General features: G+C 73.7%; 14 protein-coding genes. 12 read left to right on the top strand and 2 right to left on the bottom strand.

From position 1 onward, the window contains the following. Nucleotides 1-101 precede the first annotated feature (101 nt). The 3 genes from WMF20_RS37520 to WMF20_RS37530 are packed head-to-tail and all read left to right on the top strand — an operon-like array spanning nucleotide 102 to nucleotide 3,504. On the top strand, nucleotides 102-965 hold the full coding sequence (locus tag WMF20_RS37520) for a lysophospholipid acyltransferase family protein (RefSeq protein WP_437606591.1): 864 nt from the start codon (nucleotides 102-104) through the stop codon (nucleotides 963-965). Further along, nucleotides 962-1,891 carry an SDR family oxidoreductase gene (locus WMF20_RS37525; protein ID WP_437606592.1) on the top strand — a complete coding sequence of 310 codons (930 nt, stop codon included), beginning with the start codon at nucleotides 962-964 and terminating at the stop codon, nucleotides 1,889-1,891. The genes WMF20_RS37520 and WMF20_RS37525 overlap by 4 nt, the downstream gene beginning before the upstream one ends. 47 nt (nucleotides 1,892-1,938) lie before the next feature. Then, nucleotides 1,939-3,504 (top strand): dipeptidyl-peptidase 3 family protein, encoded by a 1,566-nt coding sequence (locus WMF20_RS37530; protein WP_437606593.1) that lies wholly within the window; start codon nucleotides 1,939-1,941, stop codon nucleotides 3,502-3,504. A gap of 18 nt (nucleotides 3,505-3,522) precedes the next feature. Here the strand turns inward: WMF20_RS37530 and WMF20_RS37535 are convergent, their stop codons facing one another. Then, a complete protein-coding gene (locus WMF20_RS37535; protein WP_437606594.1) occupies nucleotides 3,523-5,235 on the bottom strand; it encodes a hypothetical protein in 1,713 nt (570 codons plus the stop codon). Further along, nucleotides 5,232-6,431 (bottom strand): hypothetical protein, encoded by a 1,200-nt coding sequence (locus WMF20_RS37540; RefSeq protein WP_437606595.1) that lies wholly within the window; start codon nucleotides 6,429-6,431, stop codon nucleotides 5,232-5,234. Before WMF20_RS37540 ends, WMF20_RS37535 begins: the two co-directional genes overlap by 4 nt. A gap of 237 nt (nucleotides 6,432-6,668) precedes the next feature. On the opposite strand from WMF20_RS37540, the gene WMF20_RS37545 reads away from it, so the two are divergent. From WMF20_RS37545 to WMF20_RS37585, 9 genes are all read left to right on the top strand, one after another. Further along, nucleotides 6,669-8,021, top strand: a complete 1,353-nt coding sequence (locus WMF20_RS37545) for a serine/threonine-protein kinase (RefSeq protein ID WP_437606596.1) — start codon at nucleotides 6,669-6,671, stop codon at nucleotides 8,019-8,021. Between the two features lie 107 nt (nucleotides 8,022-8,128). After that, a complete protein-coding gene (locus WMF20_RS37550) occupies nucleotides 8,129-9,115 on the top strand; it encodes an AAA family ATPase (RefSeq protein WP_129578793.1) in 987 nt (328 codons plus the stop codon). Then, nucleotides 9,112-10,020, top strand: a complete 909-nt coding sequence (locus WMF20_RS37555) for a DUF58 domain-containing protein (RefSeq protein ID WP_437606597.1) — start codon at nucleotides 9,112-9,114, stop codon at nucleotides 10,018-10,020. Before WMF20_RS37550 ends, WMF20_RS37555 begins: the two co-directional genes overlap by 4 nt. Beyond that, nucleotides 10,017-11,288, top strand: coding sequence for a hypothetical protein (locus tag WMF20_RS37560; protein ID WP_437606598.1), 1,272 nt, complete (start codon nucleotides 10,017-10,019; stop codon nucleotides 11,286-11,288). Before WMF20_RS37555 ends, WMF20_RS37560 begins: the two co-directional genes overlap by 4 nt. Then, complete coding sequence (locus tag WMF20_RS37565; protein WP_129578796.1) at nucleotides 11,285-12,430, top strand: vWA domain-containing protein; 1,146 nt, start codon at nucleotides 11,285-11,287, stop codon at nucleotides 12,428-12,430. The genes WMF20_RS37560 and WMF20_RS37565 overlap by 4 nt, the downstream gene beginning before the upstream one ends. Further along, nucleotides 12,427-13,569 carry a vWA domain-containing protein gene (locus WMF20_RS37570; RefSeq protein WP_437606599.1) on the top strand — a complete coding sequence of 381 codons (1,143 nt, stop codon included), beginning with the start codon at nucleotides 12,427-12,429 and terminating at the stop codon, nucleotides 13,567-13,569. Before WMF20_RS37565 ends, WMF20_RS37570 begins: the two co-directional genes overlap by 4 nt. After that, nucleotides 13,556-14,656, top strand: coding sequence for a tetratricopeptide repeat protein (locus WMF20_RS37575; protein ID WP_437606600.1), 1,101 nt, complete (start codon nucleotides 13,556-13,558; stop codon nucleotides 14,654-14,656). The genes WMF20_RS37570 and WMF20_RS37575 overlap by 14 nt, the downstream gene beginning before the upstream one ends. Next, nucleotides 14,653-16,650: a BatD family protein gene (locus WMF20_RS37580; protein WP_437606601.1), complete on the top strand. Its 1,998-nt coding sequence runs from the start codon at nucleotides 14,653-14,655 to the stop codon at nucleotides 16,648-16,650. The genes WMF20_RS37575 and WMF20_RS37580 overlap by 4 nt, the downstream gene beginning before the upstream one ends. Then, entirely contained in the window at nucleotides 16,647-17,474 is an 828-nt protein-coding gene (locus tag WMF20_RS37585) for a hypothetical protein (RefSeq protein ID WP_437606602.1), read from the top strand. Before WMF20_RS37580 ends, WMF20_RS37585 begins: the two co-directional genes overlap by 4 nt. Nucleotides 17,475-17,489 lie beyond the last annotated feature (15 nt).

Below are 17,489 nucleotides of genomic sequence, written 5' to 3' on the forward strand. Positions count from 1 at the left end.
CGCGGCGCAGCCCGGCCGCCTCCTGCGCCGGCCGGCGGAGGTTGTGCTTCCCGCCCGATCGCGCGTACCCTCCGGGCGCCGCAGCCTCCGGAGGGAGCCCCTTGACACTGCTCGTCAGCGACTCGATTGCCCAGCGCGTCCAGCGGCTGGAGATCCCTTTCAACAGCTTCGGGGTCGATCCTTACGGCATCTCCCGGAAGCACCTGGGCCTCTTCTTCTCTCTCCTCGACTTCTTCTATCGTCATTATTTCTCTGTGGGCGTCACGGGCATCGAGAACGTCCCTGCGCGCGGGCGCGCGATGCTCGTCGGCAACCACTCGGGCGGCGTCGCCATCGACGGGGCGATGGTGGTCGCGTCGATGTTCTTCGAGATGGAGCCGCCGCGGCTGGCCGAGGGGATGGCGGAGAAATTCATCAATCGCCTCCCGTTCACCTCGCTCTGGTCGAGCCGCACAGGGCACTTCACCGGCCTCCCCGAGCACGCGAGCCGCCTGCTCGAGGACGAGCGGCTGCTCATGGTGTTCCCCGAGGGGGCGCGCGGCACCGCCAAGCTCTACAGCGAGCGCAACTCGCTCGTGCACTTCGGGTCGGGCTTCGTGCGGCTCGCGATGAAGACGGGCACGCCCATCATCCCGTTCGGCTTCGTCGGCGGCGGCGAGGCGGTGCCCACCGTCGCCAACTCGTACACGATCGGCCGGCTGTTCGGGGTGCCCTATATCCCGATCACCCCGTATCTGGTGCCGGCCCCGCTGCCGGTCCAGCTGGAGATCACCTATGGCGAGCCGATGACGTTCGCCGGGAACGGCGCGGAGGAAGACGAGGTGATCGCCGGCTACGTGGAGCAGGTGAAGGCGAGGATCGCCGAGCTCATCGAGGCGGGGCGGCGCCGCCGCCGCAGCAAGCTCACGCTGGAGCAGCGCGGCGCCGCGCCGCCCGCGCCGGCGTCGTCGAAGGAGCGCGCATGAGGGTCCTCATCCCTGGAATCACCGGCCAGCTCGGCCGCATGGTCGCGGCGCGCCTCCTCGTGGAGGGGCACGAGGTGATCGGCATCGACCGCCGGCCCTGGCCGGACGCCCCGGCCGGCGTCGAGATGCACAACGTGGATCTGCAGAAGCGCGCCGCCGAGGACGTGTTCCGCAAGAGCCGGCCCCAGGCCGTGATCCACATGGCGACCGTGACGCACCTCGTGGAGCAGACCGAGGAGCGGTATCGGATCAACCTGGGCGGCACGCGCGTCGTCTTCGACAACAGCCGCGCGTGCGGCGTCGAGCACGTGATCTTCGTCGGACGGCACACGTATTACGGCGCTGGCCCCGAGTCGCCGCTCTACCACAAGGAAGAGGATCCGCCGATGGCGGTGTCCACCTTTCCCGAGCTCGCCGACCTCGTGGCCGCCGATCTCTACGCCTGCACGGCGCTCTGGCGCGCTCCCGAGCTCTGCACGACCGTGCTCCGCATGTGCTACACGCTCGGCCCGACGGGCCACGGCACGCTGGCGAGCTTCCTCCGCGGGCCCCACGTCCCGTACGTCCTCGGGTTCGACCCGCTGTTCCAGTTCATGCACGAGCAGGATGTCGTGACCGCCATCTGCCTGGCGCTCGAGAAGCGCATCCGGGGCGTCTACAACGTCTCGGGCCCCCAGCCCGTGCCCCTGTCGCTCATCATCCGGGCGGCGGGACGGGTGGCGGTCCCCCTCCCCGAGTTCGTGCTGCGCAACGCGCTCGGCCGCTTCGGCCTGCCGAAGCTCCCGCGCGCGGCGCTGACCCACATCAAGTACCCCGTCGTCGTGGACAGCGCCGCCTTCCGCGCCGCCACCGGGTTCAAGCACGCCATCGACGAGGCCCAGGCCATCCGCGAGTACCGCGACGCGCACCCGGTCCCAGCGGGCTGACCCTGAACCGTCCGGAGATCGCCGGAGTTCGCCCTTAGGAGGTTCCGATGTTGTCCGACAAGGTCAAGCAGTTCGCGCCGGCCAGGCTCACCGCGGACATCAGCGCGCTCCCCGAGCCCGAGCGGAGGGCGCTCGACAAGCTCATCGAGGCCTCGCGACGGCTCGATCCCGTGTTCGATCGCCAGGCCTACGCCGGAAACCCCGAGCTCCGCGAGCGGCTCGTCTCGGACGCCACCCCGGAAGGCCGGGACAGGCTCGCCTATTTCGACATCATGCGGGGCCCGTGGGACAGGCAGGATCACCACCGCCCCTTCGCCATCGACAGACCTCGTCCGCCCGGCGCCGGCTTCTACCCGGAAGATCTCTCGGCCGACGAGCTCCACGCGTGGGTCGAGCAGCACCCGGGCGACAAGGAGGCGTTCGAGGGCCTGTTCACGCTCATCCGCCGCGACCGGGGCGGGCTCGTCGCGGTGCCGTACAGCCAGGCCTACGCGGCGTGGCTCGGCCCCGCCGGCGCGCTCCTCGAGGAGGCGGCGGCGCTCACGGCGAACGAGAGCCTGCGCAGGTTCCTGAGGTCCCGGGCCGCGGCGTTCCGGTCGGACGACTACTACGCCTCCGACAAGGACTGGATGGACCTCGACAGCCCGGTCGAGGTGACCATCGGCCCCTACGAGACCTACGAGGACGAGCTCCTCGGCCTCAAGGCCTCGTTCGAGGCGTTCGTCACGGTGAGCGACCCGGACGCCTCCCGGAGGCTCTCCAAGTACAAGGAGCTCCTCCCGGAGATGGAGCGCAACCTGCCCATCCCCGACGAGGTGAAGACCCAGCGCGGCGGGGAGAGCCCCATCCAGGTGGTGGACCTCGTCTTCAGCGCCGGCGACGCCCGCAAATCGGTCCAGACGATCGCGTTCAACCTGCCGAACGACGAGCGCGTCCGCGCCGAGAAGGGCGCCAAGAAGGTCCTGCTCCGCAACGTCATCGAGACGAAGTTCGATCTGATCATGCGGCCCATCGCCGAGCGCATCCTCGACCCGGCGCAGCTCGAGCACCTGTCCGCCGACGCGTTCTTCAACGAGACGCTCTTCCACGAGCTCTCGCACAGCCTGGGCCCGGCGTTCGCGCATGTCGGCAGAGAGCGGGTCGAGGTGCGGCTCGCGCTCGGCGCGGCCTACTCGGCCATCGAGGAGGCCAAGGCCGACGTGATGGGCGCCTACAACGTCCTCTTCATGATCCAGCGAGGCCACTTCGCCGGAGACTTCCGGGAGAAGCTCCTCGTCTCCTACTTCGCGGGGCTCTTCCGGAGCACCCGCTTCGGCGTGGCCGAGGCGCACGGCAAGGGCGCCGCGCTCCAGATCAACCGCTTCCTCGAGGAGCGCGCCGCCCGCTTCGACCCGGCGACCCGGCGCTTCACGGTCGACGCCGCGGAGCTCGAGGCCGCCATCGCCCGCCTCGTCCGCGATCTCTGCCTCGTTCAGCACCGCGGCGACAAGCAGGCCGCCGGCGAGCTCCTCGCGCGGTACGGCGAGGTCTCGGAGCCCATGCGCCAGGCGCTCGGCGGCCTCGAGGGGATCCCGATCGACATCCGGCCGATCTACCCGCTCGCCGGCGAGTGAGCCGCCGGCGCGCGGCGCTCACGGCCCGAGCTGGACCAGGAACGCGTCGGCGGCGCCGCCGCTCGCGATCGCGCCGCTCCCGAGATCGAGGACGCCGTCGAAGCGCCCGGTCACCCAGCTGTGGCCGAGGCGATCGACGGCGATGGAGGCGCCCTGCTGCTCGCTCGAGTCGCCGAACGAGAGCAGCCACATCGGCTCGCTGGCCGGGGCGAGCTTCATCACGAACGCGTCGAAGGCGCCCTTGGCCGAGCGCACCCTGTCGCCGAGCTCGATGCTCCCCCCGAAGAAGCCGGTCACGAGGATGTTGCCGGCCAGATCCGTCGCGACCGAGGCGCCCTCCTGGTCGGCGTCGTCGCCGAAGTCCTCGCACCACTGGAGGACGCCGTTCTCGTCGAGCCGGATGACGAGGATGTCCTTGTCCCCCGCGCTCGTGCGCACCGACTCGCCGACGGTGACCGAGCTGCGGAACGAGCCGGTCACGACGACGTTGCCCGCGCCGTCGACCGCGACGCCGAACGCCTCGGCGGAGTTGGTCGCGTTGGCCGACTTGCTCCAGACGTGGTCGCCCGAGGGGTCGAACTTCGCGATGAACAGGTCGCTCTTGGCGTCGGTGGAGAGCCCGTTCCCGTACCCCCCGAAATCGACGCTGCCGGCGAAGCGGCCGACGAGGACGATGTTGCCATGGCCGTCGACGGCGACGCCGGTGCCGGCCTGATCCGCGGCGTCGCCGAACTGCCTGGCCCAGCAGACGTTGCCGGCGGCGTCGAGCTTGGCGAGGAACACGTCGGTCTTGCCCTGGCTCTTCAGGACGAAGCGCTCGCCGTGGCTGTTCTCGCCGAAGTCGAGCGTGCTCCGGAACTCGCCGGTGACGTACGCGTTCCCCGCCTCGTCCACGGCGACCGCCATCGCGCGCTGGGTGTCGTTGTCGCCGAAGCGCCGGCTGAACTGGTGCGCCCCGGAGGCGTCGAACCGCGCCACGACGACGTCGGGGCGGCGGCCGTGGCCCTTGCGCATGCCGCCGCCGAAATTGACGTCGCCCGACGCGCTGCCCGCGAGCACCACGTCGCCGCCCGGGGCGAGCGCGACCCCCTGGGCGACGGTGTCCGCGAAGCGGCGGCCGAACCGGAAGCGCCCTTCGCGCGTGGCGACGTCGCGGGAGAACGAGACGAGGAAGGCGTCCGGCTCGGCGAGCGAGCCGAGCTCGTCCGACGGGCCCGCGCCGAGATCGGTGCTGCCGGACGCCGACCCGACCACCACGACGGCGTGCTCGCCGGCGGCGACGCCGAGGCCTTGCTGCGCGCCGGTGCCGCCCAGCGCGACGCTCTGCACGGGATCGCCGGTGCACGCCCGCCCGTCGCAGTTCTCGTCCGCGCCCGTGCAGCTCTCGAACGCGGGCAGCACCTGGCCGACGCAGGCGCCGACTTCCGTCCCGTCGTCGTTGCACGTGGCGACGCCGGCCGCGCAGGGGCCGACGCCCTTCGTGCCTGGCGGCCCCGCGTAGCAGGCCGTCTCGATGCCGGGGACGCAGACCTCCGCGCTCGAGCCGCCGCCGCCGGTCCCGCTGGGGTCGATGCCGCCGGCGCCGACCCCGCCGGCGCCGCCTCCCCCCTCGCTCACCGGATCCGCGGCGACGTCGGGGAACGGCGCGATGAAGGCGCACGCGTCCACCCCGGTGCAGGCCAGGGCGAGCGCCGCGACGGCGCCCCTTCCGAGGCGGCGCGCGCGGCTCACAGCGCTCCCTGCACGGCGACGCCGGCGCCGTCCGCGCCGACCCACGGCGAGAGCGCCGTCAGGCCGGGGGCGCGCGGCGCGGGCAAAGGCCGCGGGCCGGCGGCGTGCTCGGGCGCCGCGGGCGGCGACGGGGAGGTCCAGAAGAGGTACGCGGCGAAGCCGCCCGCGACGAGGGCCGCCCCGGTGAGCGCCGTGCTCGTGACGGCGAGCGCCTGCCCGCGATCGCGCAGCGCCTGCCGCTCGGCCAGCGAGCCCGGGGCGGGGTTCGCGTTCTTCTTCAGGAAGGTGTGCCGCACGTCGTAGGCCATCGCGCCCGTGACCACGGCGCCGGCGCCGAGCGCGGCCGCCGCCCCCAGGACGGCCACCGGCGGGACGCTCGGGCCCGGCGCGGGCGCGCGGGGCGGCGCAGGGCGAGCGGGCGCGATCGGCCGCAGGGCCGCGAGCGCTCGCTTGCGGCCGAGCTCGGCCTGCAGCTCGACGACGGCGCCCGTCTCGGCCTGCACCGTGGCCTCGAAGCGCTCTGCGTAATTTTCGGCGCTCACCGCGATCCGCCGCGCCCCGGGGCTCACGAGGATGGCCGCGCCGACGAGCGCCGGGTGGATCGGCGCGCCGTCGATCTCGACGCGCACGCCGGTCGCGTCCCCGGGCAGCCGGAGGACGATCTGCGACGTCCTCGCGCGGAGCTTCTCGATGCGCGACCGCGACTCCCTGGCGAGCGCGAGCTCCTTCCGCGCGGTCGCGCCGGACGTGGCGAGCTCGAACGCGTTGAGCGCCTCGACGACGTGGCCGAGCGCCTCGTGACAGACGCCGAGGTGGTACAAGAGCGGCGGTGACACGACGATCTTGCTGATGCGCTCGTAGATCTCGAGCGCTTCCGCCCATCGTCCTTGGTCCTCCGCGGCGAGGCCGAGCGAGAAGAGGTGCCGCGCGGACGCGAGCTCCGCGGGGCTCGGCTGCCGCGGCGCGGCGGAAGCCGCCGTGTCACCCGCGACCGCGCCCGGCTGCCGCGACGCGGCGGAAGCCGCCGTGTCGCCCGCGATCGGCTGCCGCGGCGCGGCGGGAGCCGCCGTGTCGCCCGCGATCGCGCCGGGCGCAACGCGCACGGCGCCCTCCGGGGAAGGATCGGCGAACGCAGCCGGACCGACGCCGACCACGGCGAAGAATACCACTCCGCCGATGGTGATCCGATGCTCCACCCAGCCTCCTTCCTCAACGAAGCGATAGAGGCAGTCTAACCGTACTCATGCCGGCCGATCCTCGACAACTGGAAAATTGTTTGAGATTGGTGCCCGATCCTGGAACGCTCTTGCATCGCCCGAGGCATCGCCCGAGGGCATCGCCCGTGAGGCATCGCCCGTGAGAGCTTCAGCGTGGTCGGATTCACGACGACACAGGAGTCGCAGGTACGAGCTGTGATAGCGCCCGTCGATCTTGTGCCAGGCCAACTCCTCGGCCGCTATGAGCTGCTGATCGCTATCGCGCAGGGCGGAATGGGCACGGTGTGGGCGGCCCGGGAGCGCGACGGGGCGGCGGGCGACAAGATCGTGGCAGTCAAGACGATGCTGCCGGCGCTCTCCAGCGATCCGCGCTGCAAGCGCATGTTCCTCACGGAATCTCGCATCGCGGCCCGGATCAAGCACCCGAATGTGTGCGCGATCCTGGATCAGGGTGAGCAGAGCGGGGTGCTCTACTTCGTGATGGAGTGGATCGACGGCGACGCGCTCGTGGCGCTGCAGGGCGGCAGCACCCGCAAGCAGGGCCGGCCGCTCCCCCTGCCCGTCGCGGTGCGGATCGCGATCGAGGCGGCGCGCGGGCTGCACGCGGCCCACGAGCTGCGGGACGAGGACGGCGCGCTGGTCGGGCTCGTGCACCGGGACGTCTCTCCGCACAACATCCTGATCACGCGGGACGGCACGGTCAAAATCGCCGATTTCGGCGTGGCCAAAGCCGTGGCGCAGGCGGACAACCCGACGACCAACACCGGGCACATGAAGGGCAAGATCCTCTTCATGGCCCCCGAGCAGGTCTACAGCGAGCAGCTGGACCGGCGGTCCGACATCTTCGCGCTCGGGATCGTGCTCTATCAGCTGACGACGGGCACGCACCCCTTCGCCGCCAGCCACGACCTCGCGACCATGGCGCGCATCGCGCGGCCCGAGCCGGTCGATCCGCCGAGCTCGCTCGCCCCCGGCTACCCGCCCGCGCTCGAGGCCGCGGTGATGCGCGCGCTCGCCAAGGATCCCGCCGAGCGGTTCGCCACGATGGCCGAGCTCGCGGACGCGCTGGAGGCGGTGAACGCGACGCTCGGCGGCCGCCCCGAGGAGGTCACGGGGTACATCCGCGACGCGCTCGCCGCGCGCACGTCCCGGCGCGCGGTGGTGATCAAGGACGCGCTGCGCGCCGCGGACGGCAGGTCGCGGGGGCGGCCGTCCTCCCGGCTCGATCCGCGCCGCCGCGCCCGCACGATCGCCACCGCGGCGGCGCTCGTCGCCTCGGGCGCGCTGCTCGGGGCGGCGACGCTCCTGTGGATCGGCCTCGGGGAGGGCCCCGCCGCGCAGCAGATCGTCGAGGTGCCCGCGGCGCCGCCCCTCACGGAGGAGCCGCGCCCGCGGTCCGCGGCCGCCGAGCCGCGCGCGCCGGAGCCGCCGCCCGCGCCGGCGCCCTCGACCTCGCCCGCGACGCCGCCGTCCTCCGCCCCCGCTGCGGCCGCGAGCCCGGGCCCTCCGCGCCCGCCGCGCGCGCCCGCCGAGACCGGGCGCGCCAGGTTCCGCGAGCCCGGCTTCTAGCGCCGCGCGCCGCGCGCCGCGCCGCGATGCCCGGCGCCCGCCGAGGAATATTCGGGCGGCCCCGGTTGTCCTCGGGCGGCCGGGCTTGCTATGAGCTCCCACCCGTTATGCACGACGTACGCGCCCTGAACGAGCTGGTCGCCAAAGAGAGCGCCTTCATCGACACCCTGCTGAGCGAGGTTGGCAAGGTCATCGTCGGCCAGACGTACATGATCGAGCGCATCGTCATCGGCCTGCTCACCGGAGGGCACGTGCTCCTCGAGGGCGTCCCGGGCCTCGCCAAGACGCTCACCGTGCGCACGCTCTGCGACGCGATCGACGCGAAATTCTCCCGGATCCAGTTCACGCCGGATCTGCTGCCCGCCGACCTCATCGGCACCGTCATCTACAACCACCAGAAGGGCGACTTCACCTCGAAGCTCGGCCCGATCTTCGCGAACCTCGTGCTCGCCGACGAGATCAACCGCGCCCCGGCCAAGGTGCAGAGCGCGCTCCTCGAGGCGATGCAGGAGCGGCAGGTCACCATCGGGGACACGACCTACCCGCTGCCGAGCCCGTTCGTGGTCATGGCGACGCAGAACCCGATCGAGCAGGAGGGGACCTACCGGCTCCCGGAGGCGCAGGTCGACCGGTTCATGCTCATGGTCAAGGTCGGCTACCCCGCGCGCGCCGAGGAGCGGCAGATCATCGACCGCACGACCGCGGTCATCGAGGGCAAGGCCGCGAAGGTGACGACGCCCGACGAGCTGGTCTCCGCGCGCAAGGTCGTGCGCGACGTGTACATGGATGATCGCGTGAAGGACTACATCGTCGATGTGGTCTTCGCGACCCGCGAGCCCGGGCAGAAGGGGATGCGGGAGCTGAGCAGCCTCATCGAGTACGGGGCGAGCCCGCGCGCCTCGATCGCGCTGGCGCTCGCGGCGCGCGCGCACGCGTTCCTGCGCCACCGCGGCTACGTGACGCCGGAGGACGTGAAGGCGATCGGCCCGGACGTGCTCCGGCACCGCGTCGTCCTGACCTACGAGGCGGAGGCCGAGGAGGTGACGTCCGAGCAGATCGTCCGGCGCGTGTTCGAGGTGGTCGAGGTGCCGTGATCAAGGCCTCCGGCTCGAAGAACCCGCTGCCGCCGGAGCTCCTCAAGCAGCTCCGGCGCATCGAGATCCGGACGCAACGGCTCGCCAACGAGCAGCTCTCCGGCACGTACTCGTCCGTCTTCAAGGGGCAGGGCCTCTCGTTCCGCGAGGTCCGCGCCTACATGCCCGGCGACGACGTGCGCTGGATCGACTGGAACGTCTCGGCCCGCATGAGCGAGCCGTTCGTGAAGGTGTTCGTCGAGGAGCGCGAGATGACCGTCATGCTGGTCGTCGACGCCTCGCAGAGCGAGCAGTTCGGCACGCGGCGCGCGTCGAAGGCCCGCGTCGCCGCCGAGATCGCGGCGCTCTGCTCGTTCAGCGCCATCAAGAACAACGATCGCGTGGGCCTCGTGCTCGCGACCGAGGCCATCGAGAAGCTCGTGCCGCCCAAGAAGGGGGACAAGCACGTGATGCGCGTCATCCGCGAGATCCTCGGGCACGAGCCGAAGTACACGGGGACCAACCTGAAGCTCGCGCTCGAGACCCTGGTGAAGGTGGCGAAGCGGCGGAGCGTCTGCTTCGTGATCAGCGATTTCTTCGCCACCGGCTTCGAGCGCTCGCTCTCGCTCGCGAGCGCGAAGCACGACGTGATCCCGGTGATGCTGGTCGATCCGCGCGACGAGGAGCTGCCCGACGTGGGGCTCGCGACGTTCGAGGACCTGGAGACCGGCGAGGAGGTCGTCGTGGACACCGGCGACCGGGCGGTGCGCGATCACTACCGCGCCGCCATGCGCAAGCTCCGGAGCGACCGGGACAAGCTCTTCAAGAAGCTCGCGCTCGACGCCGTGGTCGTGAAGACGGGGGAGAGCTTCGTGACGCCGCTGCGCGACCTGTTCGCCAAGCGGGCGCGGAGGCTCAGGCGATGAGGCCGCGCCGCCCCTCGGCCCTCGGCGCGGGCGCCGCGCGCCTCGTCGCGTGGTCCGCGCTCGCGGCGGCGCTCGCGTGCGCGGCGCCGGCGCTCGCGCAGCCGGACGCGGGCGCCGCCGGCGGGCCCGCCGCTCGGGACGACGACGAGCCGCCCGCGCCGCCGCCGCTGCCCGCGCCGGCGCCGCTGCCCGCGCCGGCGCCCGCGGCGACGGAGCGCGGCGGGAGCGTGTGGGCCTCGTGCGCGGAGCACGTGCCGCCCGGCGCGACGCGGCCGACGCTCCAGGAGACGTTCCCCAGGAACGGGTTCAGCGGGTACGCGGCGCACCTGGAGATCACGGTCGCGCACGGCAAGGGCGAGACGGTGCTGCCGGAGGGCTTCAAGGTCCAGGGCGACAGCGACGCCGCGCGCGCGCTGGAGAAGGCGGGGTTCATCCTGCCCGAGGCCGACGCGGGCGCGGGGCCGACCAGCGAGACCACGGCGACCGAGGCCGGCGCGACGACGAAGCTGATCATCCCGTTCGTCCCGCTGCCCAAGGACCCCGGCAGGAGCGTGCTGCAGCTGCCGCCGGTGCCGATCGCCGTCTCCCGCGCGAGCGGGGAGCTCGTCACCGTCTGCACCCGGCCGCACGAGATCGTGGTCGAGGACCCGATCGCCAACGAGCGGGATCCCAAGGTCAAGCCGAACCCGCCGCCGCGGCCGCAGCGGGAGGAGTGGGTGCTCGCGAAGCAGCTCGCGGCGGGCATCCTCATCGGCGCGGCGCTCGGGCTCGTCGTGGCCTGGCTGGTCCGGCGGTGGATGCGCCGGCCCCGCGTGGTGGCCGCCCCGCCGCCCAAGCTGCCGTGGGTCGCCGCGCTCGAGGAGCTCGAGGCGCTCCGGCGCTCGAGCCTGCTCAGCGAGGGCCGGACCGACGAGTACTTCGACCGCGTGAGCGACTGCGTGCGCAAGTACCTCGGCGCGCGCTACGGCTTCGACGGCCTCGAGACGACCAGCGACGAGATGCGCGCGCTGCTCGCGCGGGTGCGCCCGCCCGTGCCGGTGCTGCCGCAGATCGCGCGCTTCCTCGCCGACTGCGACCTCGTGAAGTTCGCGCGCCTCCAGCCGAGCGAGGCCGACTGCCTCGAGGCGATCGAGCGCGGCGAGGTCATCGTGCACCGCACGACCCCGCCGGCGGTGCGGCCCGAAGGGGGCGCCGGGGCCGGAGCCCCGCCCGCCGGCAAGGAGCCGCCGCCCGCTCGCGCGTCCGGCGCGCCCGGGGAGGCGCCGTGAGCCGCGCGAAGCGCGCGGCGCTCGCGATCGGGGCGACGCTGGTCGTCGCCGCGCTCGCGTGCGTCTACCCCTACCTCGCCCGCCGCGACGCGTGGGCGGGCGCGAGCTGGCAGGCGCCGTGGTTCTTGCTCGCGCTCCTCGCGGTGCCGGTCGTCTGGTACTGGGGCATCTTCGCGGAGGACGCGCGCAGGCCGCGGCTCCGGCTCGGCACGGTCGCGCCGCTCGCGAGCGGGCCGCGCGGCCTGCGCAGCCACCTGCGCGACCTGCCGGGCGTGCTCCGCGCCGTGGCGCTCGCGCTCCTCGTCCTGTCGATGGGTCGGCCGGTCAGCGTGCTCCGCGAGCAGCGCACGGACGACAAGGGCATCGACATCGTCGTCGCGCTCGACCTGTCGGGCTCGATGCGCGCGATCCTCGACGCGAAGGCGAGCGATCTGCCCGGGCAGCCGAGGCTGCCGCGCGGCAAGCGGCTGACCCGGCTCGACACGGCCAAGCTCGTCCTCCAGGACTTCATCGGCCGCAGGAAGACCGACCGCCTCGGCGTCGTCGTCTTCGGCAAGGCCGCGTACGTGCTGTCGCCGCCGACGCTCGACTACCACCTCCTGACGCAGATGGTGTCGCAGATGACGCTCAACGTGATCGACGGCAGCGCGACGGCGATCGGCGACGCGCTGGGCACCGCGGTCGCCCGCCTGCGCAGGAGCGACGCGCAGTCGAAGGTCGTCATCCTCCTGACCGACGGCGACTCGAACGCCGGGGCGATCTCGCCCGAGTACGCGACCCACCTCGCGACGTCGCTCGGCGTGAAGGTCTACACGATCCAGATCGGCACCGACGACGAGGTCGAGGTCGAGGACGGCGTCGATCTCTTCGGGCAGCCGCGCTACGTGCGCCACCGCTTCCCGGTGAACCCCGCGCTGCTCCACGAGATCGCGCAGAAGACCGGCGGCGAGTCGTACGTGGCGACCGACGCGAAGGCGCTGGCGGACAGCATGCACGACGTGCTCGACCGGCTGGAGAAGACCCGCTTCGAGGCGTCGAGCGCCGCGTACGAGGATCTCTTCCCGTTCCTGCTCCTGCCCGGCGTGCTCCTGATCGGGCTCGACGCGCTCCTGCGCGCCTGGCTGCTCCGGAGGTTCCCGTGAACTTTGCGGCCCCGTGGTTCCTGCTCGGGACGGCGTTCGCCGCGCTGATCGGCCTCCTGCTCATCCTCGGCGGCTTCGGCGTGGCGCGCGCGATCAAGCGCTTCGGCGACGAGGATCGCGTGAAGGCGCTCACCACCGCCGATCCGTCGAAGCGCCGCGCGTGGAAGGGCGTCCTCCTCGTGCTCGCGACGGCGCTCGCGTTCGTGGCCGCGGCGCGGCCTCAGTACGGCAAGGGCACGCGGCTCGTGCCGGCGACGAACGTCGACGTGGTGGTCGTGCTCGACTACTCGAAGAGCATGTACGCGCGCGACGTCGAGCCGTCGCGCATCTTCCGCGCGAAGGTCGAGGTCGCCCGCCTCATCAAGGACCTCGAGGGCGCGCGCTTCGGCGCGGTCGCGTTCGCCGGCGAGCCGATGGGCTTCCCGCTCACGGCCGACGGCGCCGCGATCGCTCAGTTTTTCCGCCAGCTCGACCCGAACGACATGCCGATCGGCGGCACCGCGATCGCGCGCGCGCTCGACCAGGCGAACGACCTCCTGAAGCGGGATCCGAAGTCCGCCGAGCACAAGCGGATCATCCTGCTCGTCACCGACGGCGAGGACCTCGAGGGCTACCCGCTCAGCGTCGCCCAGGCGATCGGCGCCCAGGGCACGACGATCCACGTCGTGCAGATCGGCGGGCGCACGCCGGAGCCGCTCCCGGAGATCGGCCCGGACGGCCGCATCGTCGGGTGGCGGACCGATCGCCAGGGCAAGCCGCTCACGACCGAGCTGTCGCTGTCGGGCGAGCAGCAGCTCGCGTCGATCGCGCAGGCCACGCCGGGAGGGCAGATCATCCGCGCGGAGAAGGGGACCACGGGCATCGAGACGATCGCCGCGGAGCTCAGGCGGCAGATGAAGAGCGAGTTCTCGGAGCGGGTCGAGACGGTCTACGCGGACGTCTACTTCTACCCCCTCGGCCTCGCGATCCTGCTCCTCATCGCCGAGGTGTTCCTCAAGGACGCGCCGCGCCGGCGCTTCGTCGCGACGCGGCCCGAGGTCGCGCCGAAGCGCGCCGCGCTGCTGAAGGCGCGCCCGGGCGGCGCCGCGGCGGGGACGGCGGCGGAGGGCAGCGCGGGAGGGCAGCATGCCGCGTCGTGATCGCAAGCGGGCCGATGCGCCGCGCCGGGATCGCCGGCGGGCGGCGCTCTCCGGGTTCTTCGCGCGCCACGGGCGCTTCATCGCGATCGGGCTCGCCGCCGCGTGCCTCACCGGCGCCGCGTTCTCGGCGGCGACGGGCTGCAGCGGGTGGGATCCGACGTCCCCGTTCGAGCGGAACGCGCCCGCGGTCGATCAGGCGATCCGCGAGCTCGACGCGGGCAACTTCGAGTCGGCCGAGCAGGCGCTCGCGAGCTACCTGGGGACGGGCCCGTGCACCGACGCCGGCATCGGGCTGCCCGACGCCGTGCGCCAGAAGCCGAACGGCTCGTTCGATCTCGGGCTGACGCTGTTCCACCTGGCCGAGCGCTACGGCCACCGGTTCGGCGACGAGGAGCTCGCGGACGGCGGGCCGGAGCAGGAGCAGAACGACGCGCTGCGCGGGATCGAGATCGACTGCGCGCTGATCCTGGTGAAGGCGATCGGCGCCGACCCGAGCGTGCCGGCCGACCTGCGGGCGCGCGCCCGCTACCTCGCGGGCAACCTCGAGTTCTTGCGGCGCAAGTACGAGGACGCCGTGACGTATTACGACCAGGCGCTCGCCATCATCCCCGGCATCTTCGAGGAGGCGGGGGGCGACGGCGTCGGCCGGGACGCGGCCTGGAACCGGGCCATCGCCCTGCGACGGATCCAGGAGCAGCAGGACGCCGCGCCGCCGGACGCCGAGCCGGACGCCGAGCCCGACGCGCCGCCGGACGCCGAGCCCGACGCGGGCGACGACGGCGGCGACCAGGACGCGGGCGACGACGGCGGCGACCAGGACGCGGGCGACGACGGCGGCGACCAGGACGCGGGCGACGACGGCGGCGACCAGGACCAGAGCCCGGACGCCGGCCCGCAGGATCAGCCGCCCGACGCGGGCCCGCAGGATCAGCCCGAGCCGCCGCGCGAGCAGCCCCAGGAGCAGCCGCCCACCGGGCGGCAGGACGATCGCATCCTCGACCAGCTCGAGGAGGCGCCGACGTACCAGGAGCAGGAAGCGAAGAGCAGGGCCGGGATGCGCCGCGGCCGCGCGATGGAGGACAAGTGACGCGCCCGCCGCGCTCCCCCGCCCCGCTCGCGCTGGCCGCGCGCTTCCCTGCCCCGCTCGCGCTCGCCGCCCCGCGCCTCGCGCCGCTCGCGACGGCGCTGCTCTTCGCGCTGCTCGCGCTGCTCGCCCCGCTCCGCGCGCGCGCCCAGCAGCCGGAGCTCTCGTCGCGCGCGAGCTCCACCGAGGTCGAGGTCGGCGAGCCGTTCACGGTCGAGGTCAAGGCGCTCATCGAGCGCGGCGGCGGCATGCCGTCCGACCCCGAGCTGCGCGTCCCGCCCGACCTCTCCATCGTCTCCGGCCCGAGCATCGGGACGCAGATGAAGACGCAGCTGAGCGGCGGCGTCATGACCACGCAGCTCGGGATCAGCGCGACGTGGCAGATCGTCGCGGACAAGCCCGGCCGCTACACGATCCCGGGGCCGACGATCGCGTGGAACGGCAAGCGCCTGACGGCGGCGCCGATCCTGATCAAGGTCGTGCCCGCGAGCGGGCGGCCGCGCCGGCCGAACAACCCGTTCCTGTTGCCCGGCGGCCCGATGCCGGGCTTTCCCTGGCCGTTCGGCGGCCCGGGCAGCCTCCTGGACGACGACGACGCGGTCGAGGACGAGCCCGAGGACCAGGCGCCGGAGCTCGCGATGCCGAGCGAGCCCGACCCGATCGTGTTCCTCCGCGCCATCCCCGACAAGACGACCGCCGTGGTCGGCGAGCAGGTCACCGTCTCGTTCTACCTCTACTTCCGCGAGAACGCGGAGATGAGCGAGCCCCGCGCCGCGCCCGCCGCGGACTTCCTCCGCCACCCGCTCCTCGAGGACCCGCGCCACGAGCGGCCGGTGTACACGCGGGTCGGCGGGCACCGGTACGCGGTCCGCCTCGTCGACAAGCTCGCGCTGTTCCCGCTGAAGGCGGGCGAGCTGCACGCCGGCAGCATGCAGGCGCGCATCACGGGGCGGCGGATCGGCGCGCGCGTGCTGCGCGAGTCGAACGACGTGGTCGTCCGCGTCACGGAGCCGCCGCTCGCCGGCCGCCCGTCCGGCTACGTCCTCGGCGACGTCGGCCAGTTCACGCTCAAGGCGACGGTGCAGCCGCGCCAGATCGAGCAGGGCGGCTCGGTGGCCGTCACCGTGCAGGTCGCGGGCACCGGCAACTTCCCGCAGTCGCTCCGGGTGCCGGAGCGGACCGGCCTCGAGTGGCTCGATCCGGAGAAGCGCGAGTCGATCGAGCCGCGCGGCGGCGCGATCGGCGGCTTCCGGTCGTTCGGCTACGTCGTCCGCATCCAGGAGAGCGGCGCCGTGGATCTCGGGAAGATCGAGCTCCCCTACTGGAATCCGGCGCAGAAGCGCTACGTGGTCGAGAGCGCCGAGCTCGGCGTCATCCGGGTGACCCCCGTCGCGCCGCCGGCGGCGTCCTCGCCGTCGTCCAGGGCGGCCGGCGCCGCGGACGGCGCCGCCGGCCGCGCCGAGCCGTTCGCCGGGATGCCCGGGCTGCGCGCGTCGCTCGGCCCGTACTCCCCGCCCGCGACGCTGCCCCTCGACGGGGCGCCGTTCTGGCTGCTCCTGGCCGCGCCGCCGCTGGCCGTCACGCTGTTCGGCGCGGGCGCTCGCCTCGCGCGCCGGGCGCGCGAGCGCCGCGCGGCGGGCGCCACCTCGCCCGCCCGGCTCGCGGAGGTCGCGCTGCGCGAGGCGGAGGAGGCCGCCGCGCAGGGCGACCTCGGGGCGACGGCCGCGGCGATCGAGCGCGCCGTGCACCGGGCGATCGAGTCCGCGACGGGCCTCCGCTCGCGCGGCGTCCTGCTGGCGGCGCTGCCGGGCGAGCTCGGCGAGCGCGGCGTCCCCGACGCGCTCTCGGCGCGCGCCTGCGAGGCGCTGGCCGCGTGCGAGGCGATCCGGTTCGAGCCGGCCGCGCGCGGCGGCAGCGCCGGCGCGGCGGCCGCCGCGGCGCTCGTCGAGGAGGGCCGCGCCGTCCTCACCGAGCTCGCCCGATGGAAGCCGACGTGAGCCGCCGAACGAGGCGCCCCCTCGCGGCCGCGCTCGTCCTCGCCGCGTGCCTCGCGTCGGCGCTGCCCGCGCGCGCGCAGCCGGCGGAGCCGCCCGAGGCGCTGTTCCAGCAGGGCACGGCGGCGCTCGGCCGCGGGGAGTACGGCGCGGCGATCGACACGTTCGAGCTGCTCGCCGACCGCGGCTTCGTGCACCCGGACGCGAGCTACAACCGCGGCCTCGCCTACGTCACGCGCGTCCGCGAGGGCGCCGATCGCCCCGGCGATCTGGGCCGGGCGGCGGCCGCCTTCGAGGAGGCGCTGCGGCTCCGCCCGGGCGACGCGGACGCGGATCGCGCGCTCGACCTCGTGCGCGCCGAGATCACCCGCCGGCGCTCGCGCCGGGCCGCGGACGCGGTCGACGCGCGCCCCACGCTCGACCGGGTCGTCGTCGGCCTCGCCTCGGAGCGCACCTGGGCGGCGGCCGCGCTCCTCGCGTCGCTCCTGCTCTCGCTGGGCGTGGTCCTGCGGCGCCGCCCGGCCGGCCCCGCGCACGTCGCGGGCAGCGTCCTCGCGCCGACCGCGCTCGTCGCGCTGCTCGCGCTGGTGCCGCTCACCTATGCGGCGCGGCACCTCCGCCTCACGACCCGGGCGGGCGTCGTGGTCGTGCCCGAGGTGCGGCTGCTCGACGAGGGCGGGCGCGCGCTGGCCGCCGCGGCGCAGAGCCCGATCCCGGAGGGAGCGTCGGTCGAGGTCGGCAGGAGATCGGGCGGGCTGGCGGAGGTCCGCTGGGGCGCGGCGGAGGGGTGGGTTCCGGCGTCGAGCATCCGGCTCCTCGCTCCATGAGCCGCGCCATCGTGT

Source organism: Sorangium sp. So ce834 (assembly GCF_051521425.1).
GTDB classification, from domain to species: domain Bacteria; phylum Myxococcota_A; class Polyangia; order Polyangiales; family Polyangiaceae; genus Sorangium; species Sorangium cellulosum_D.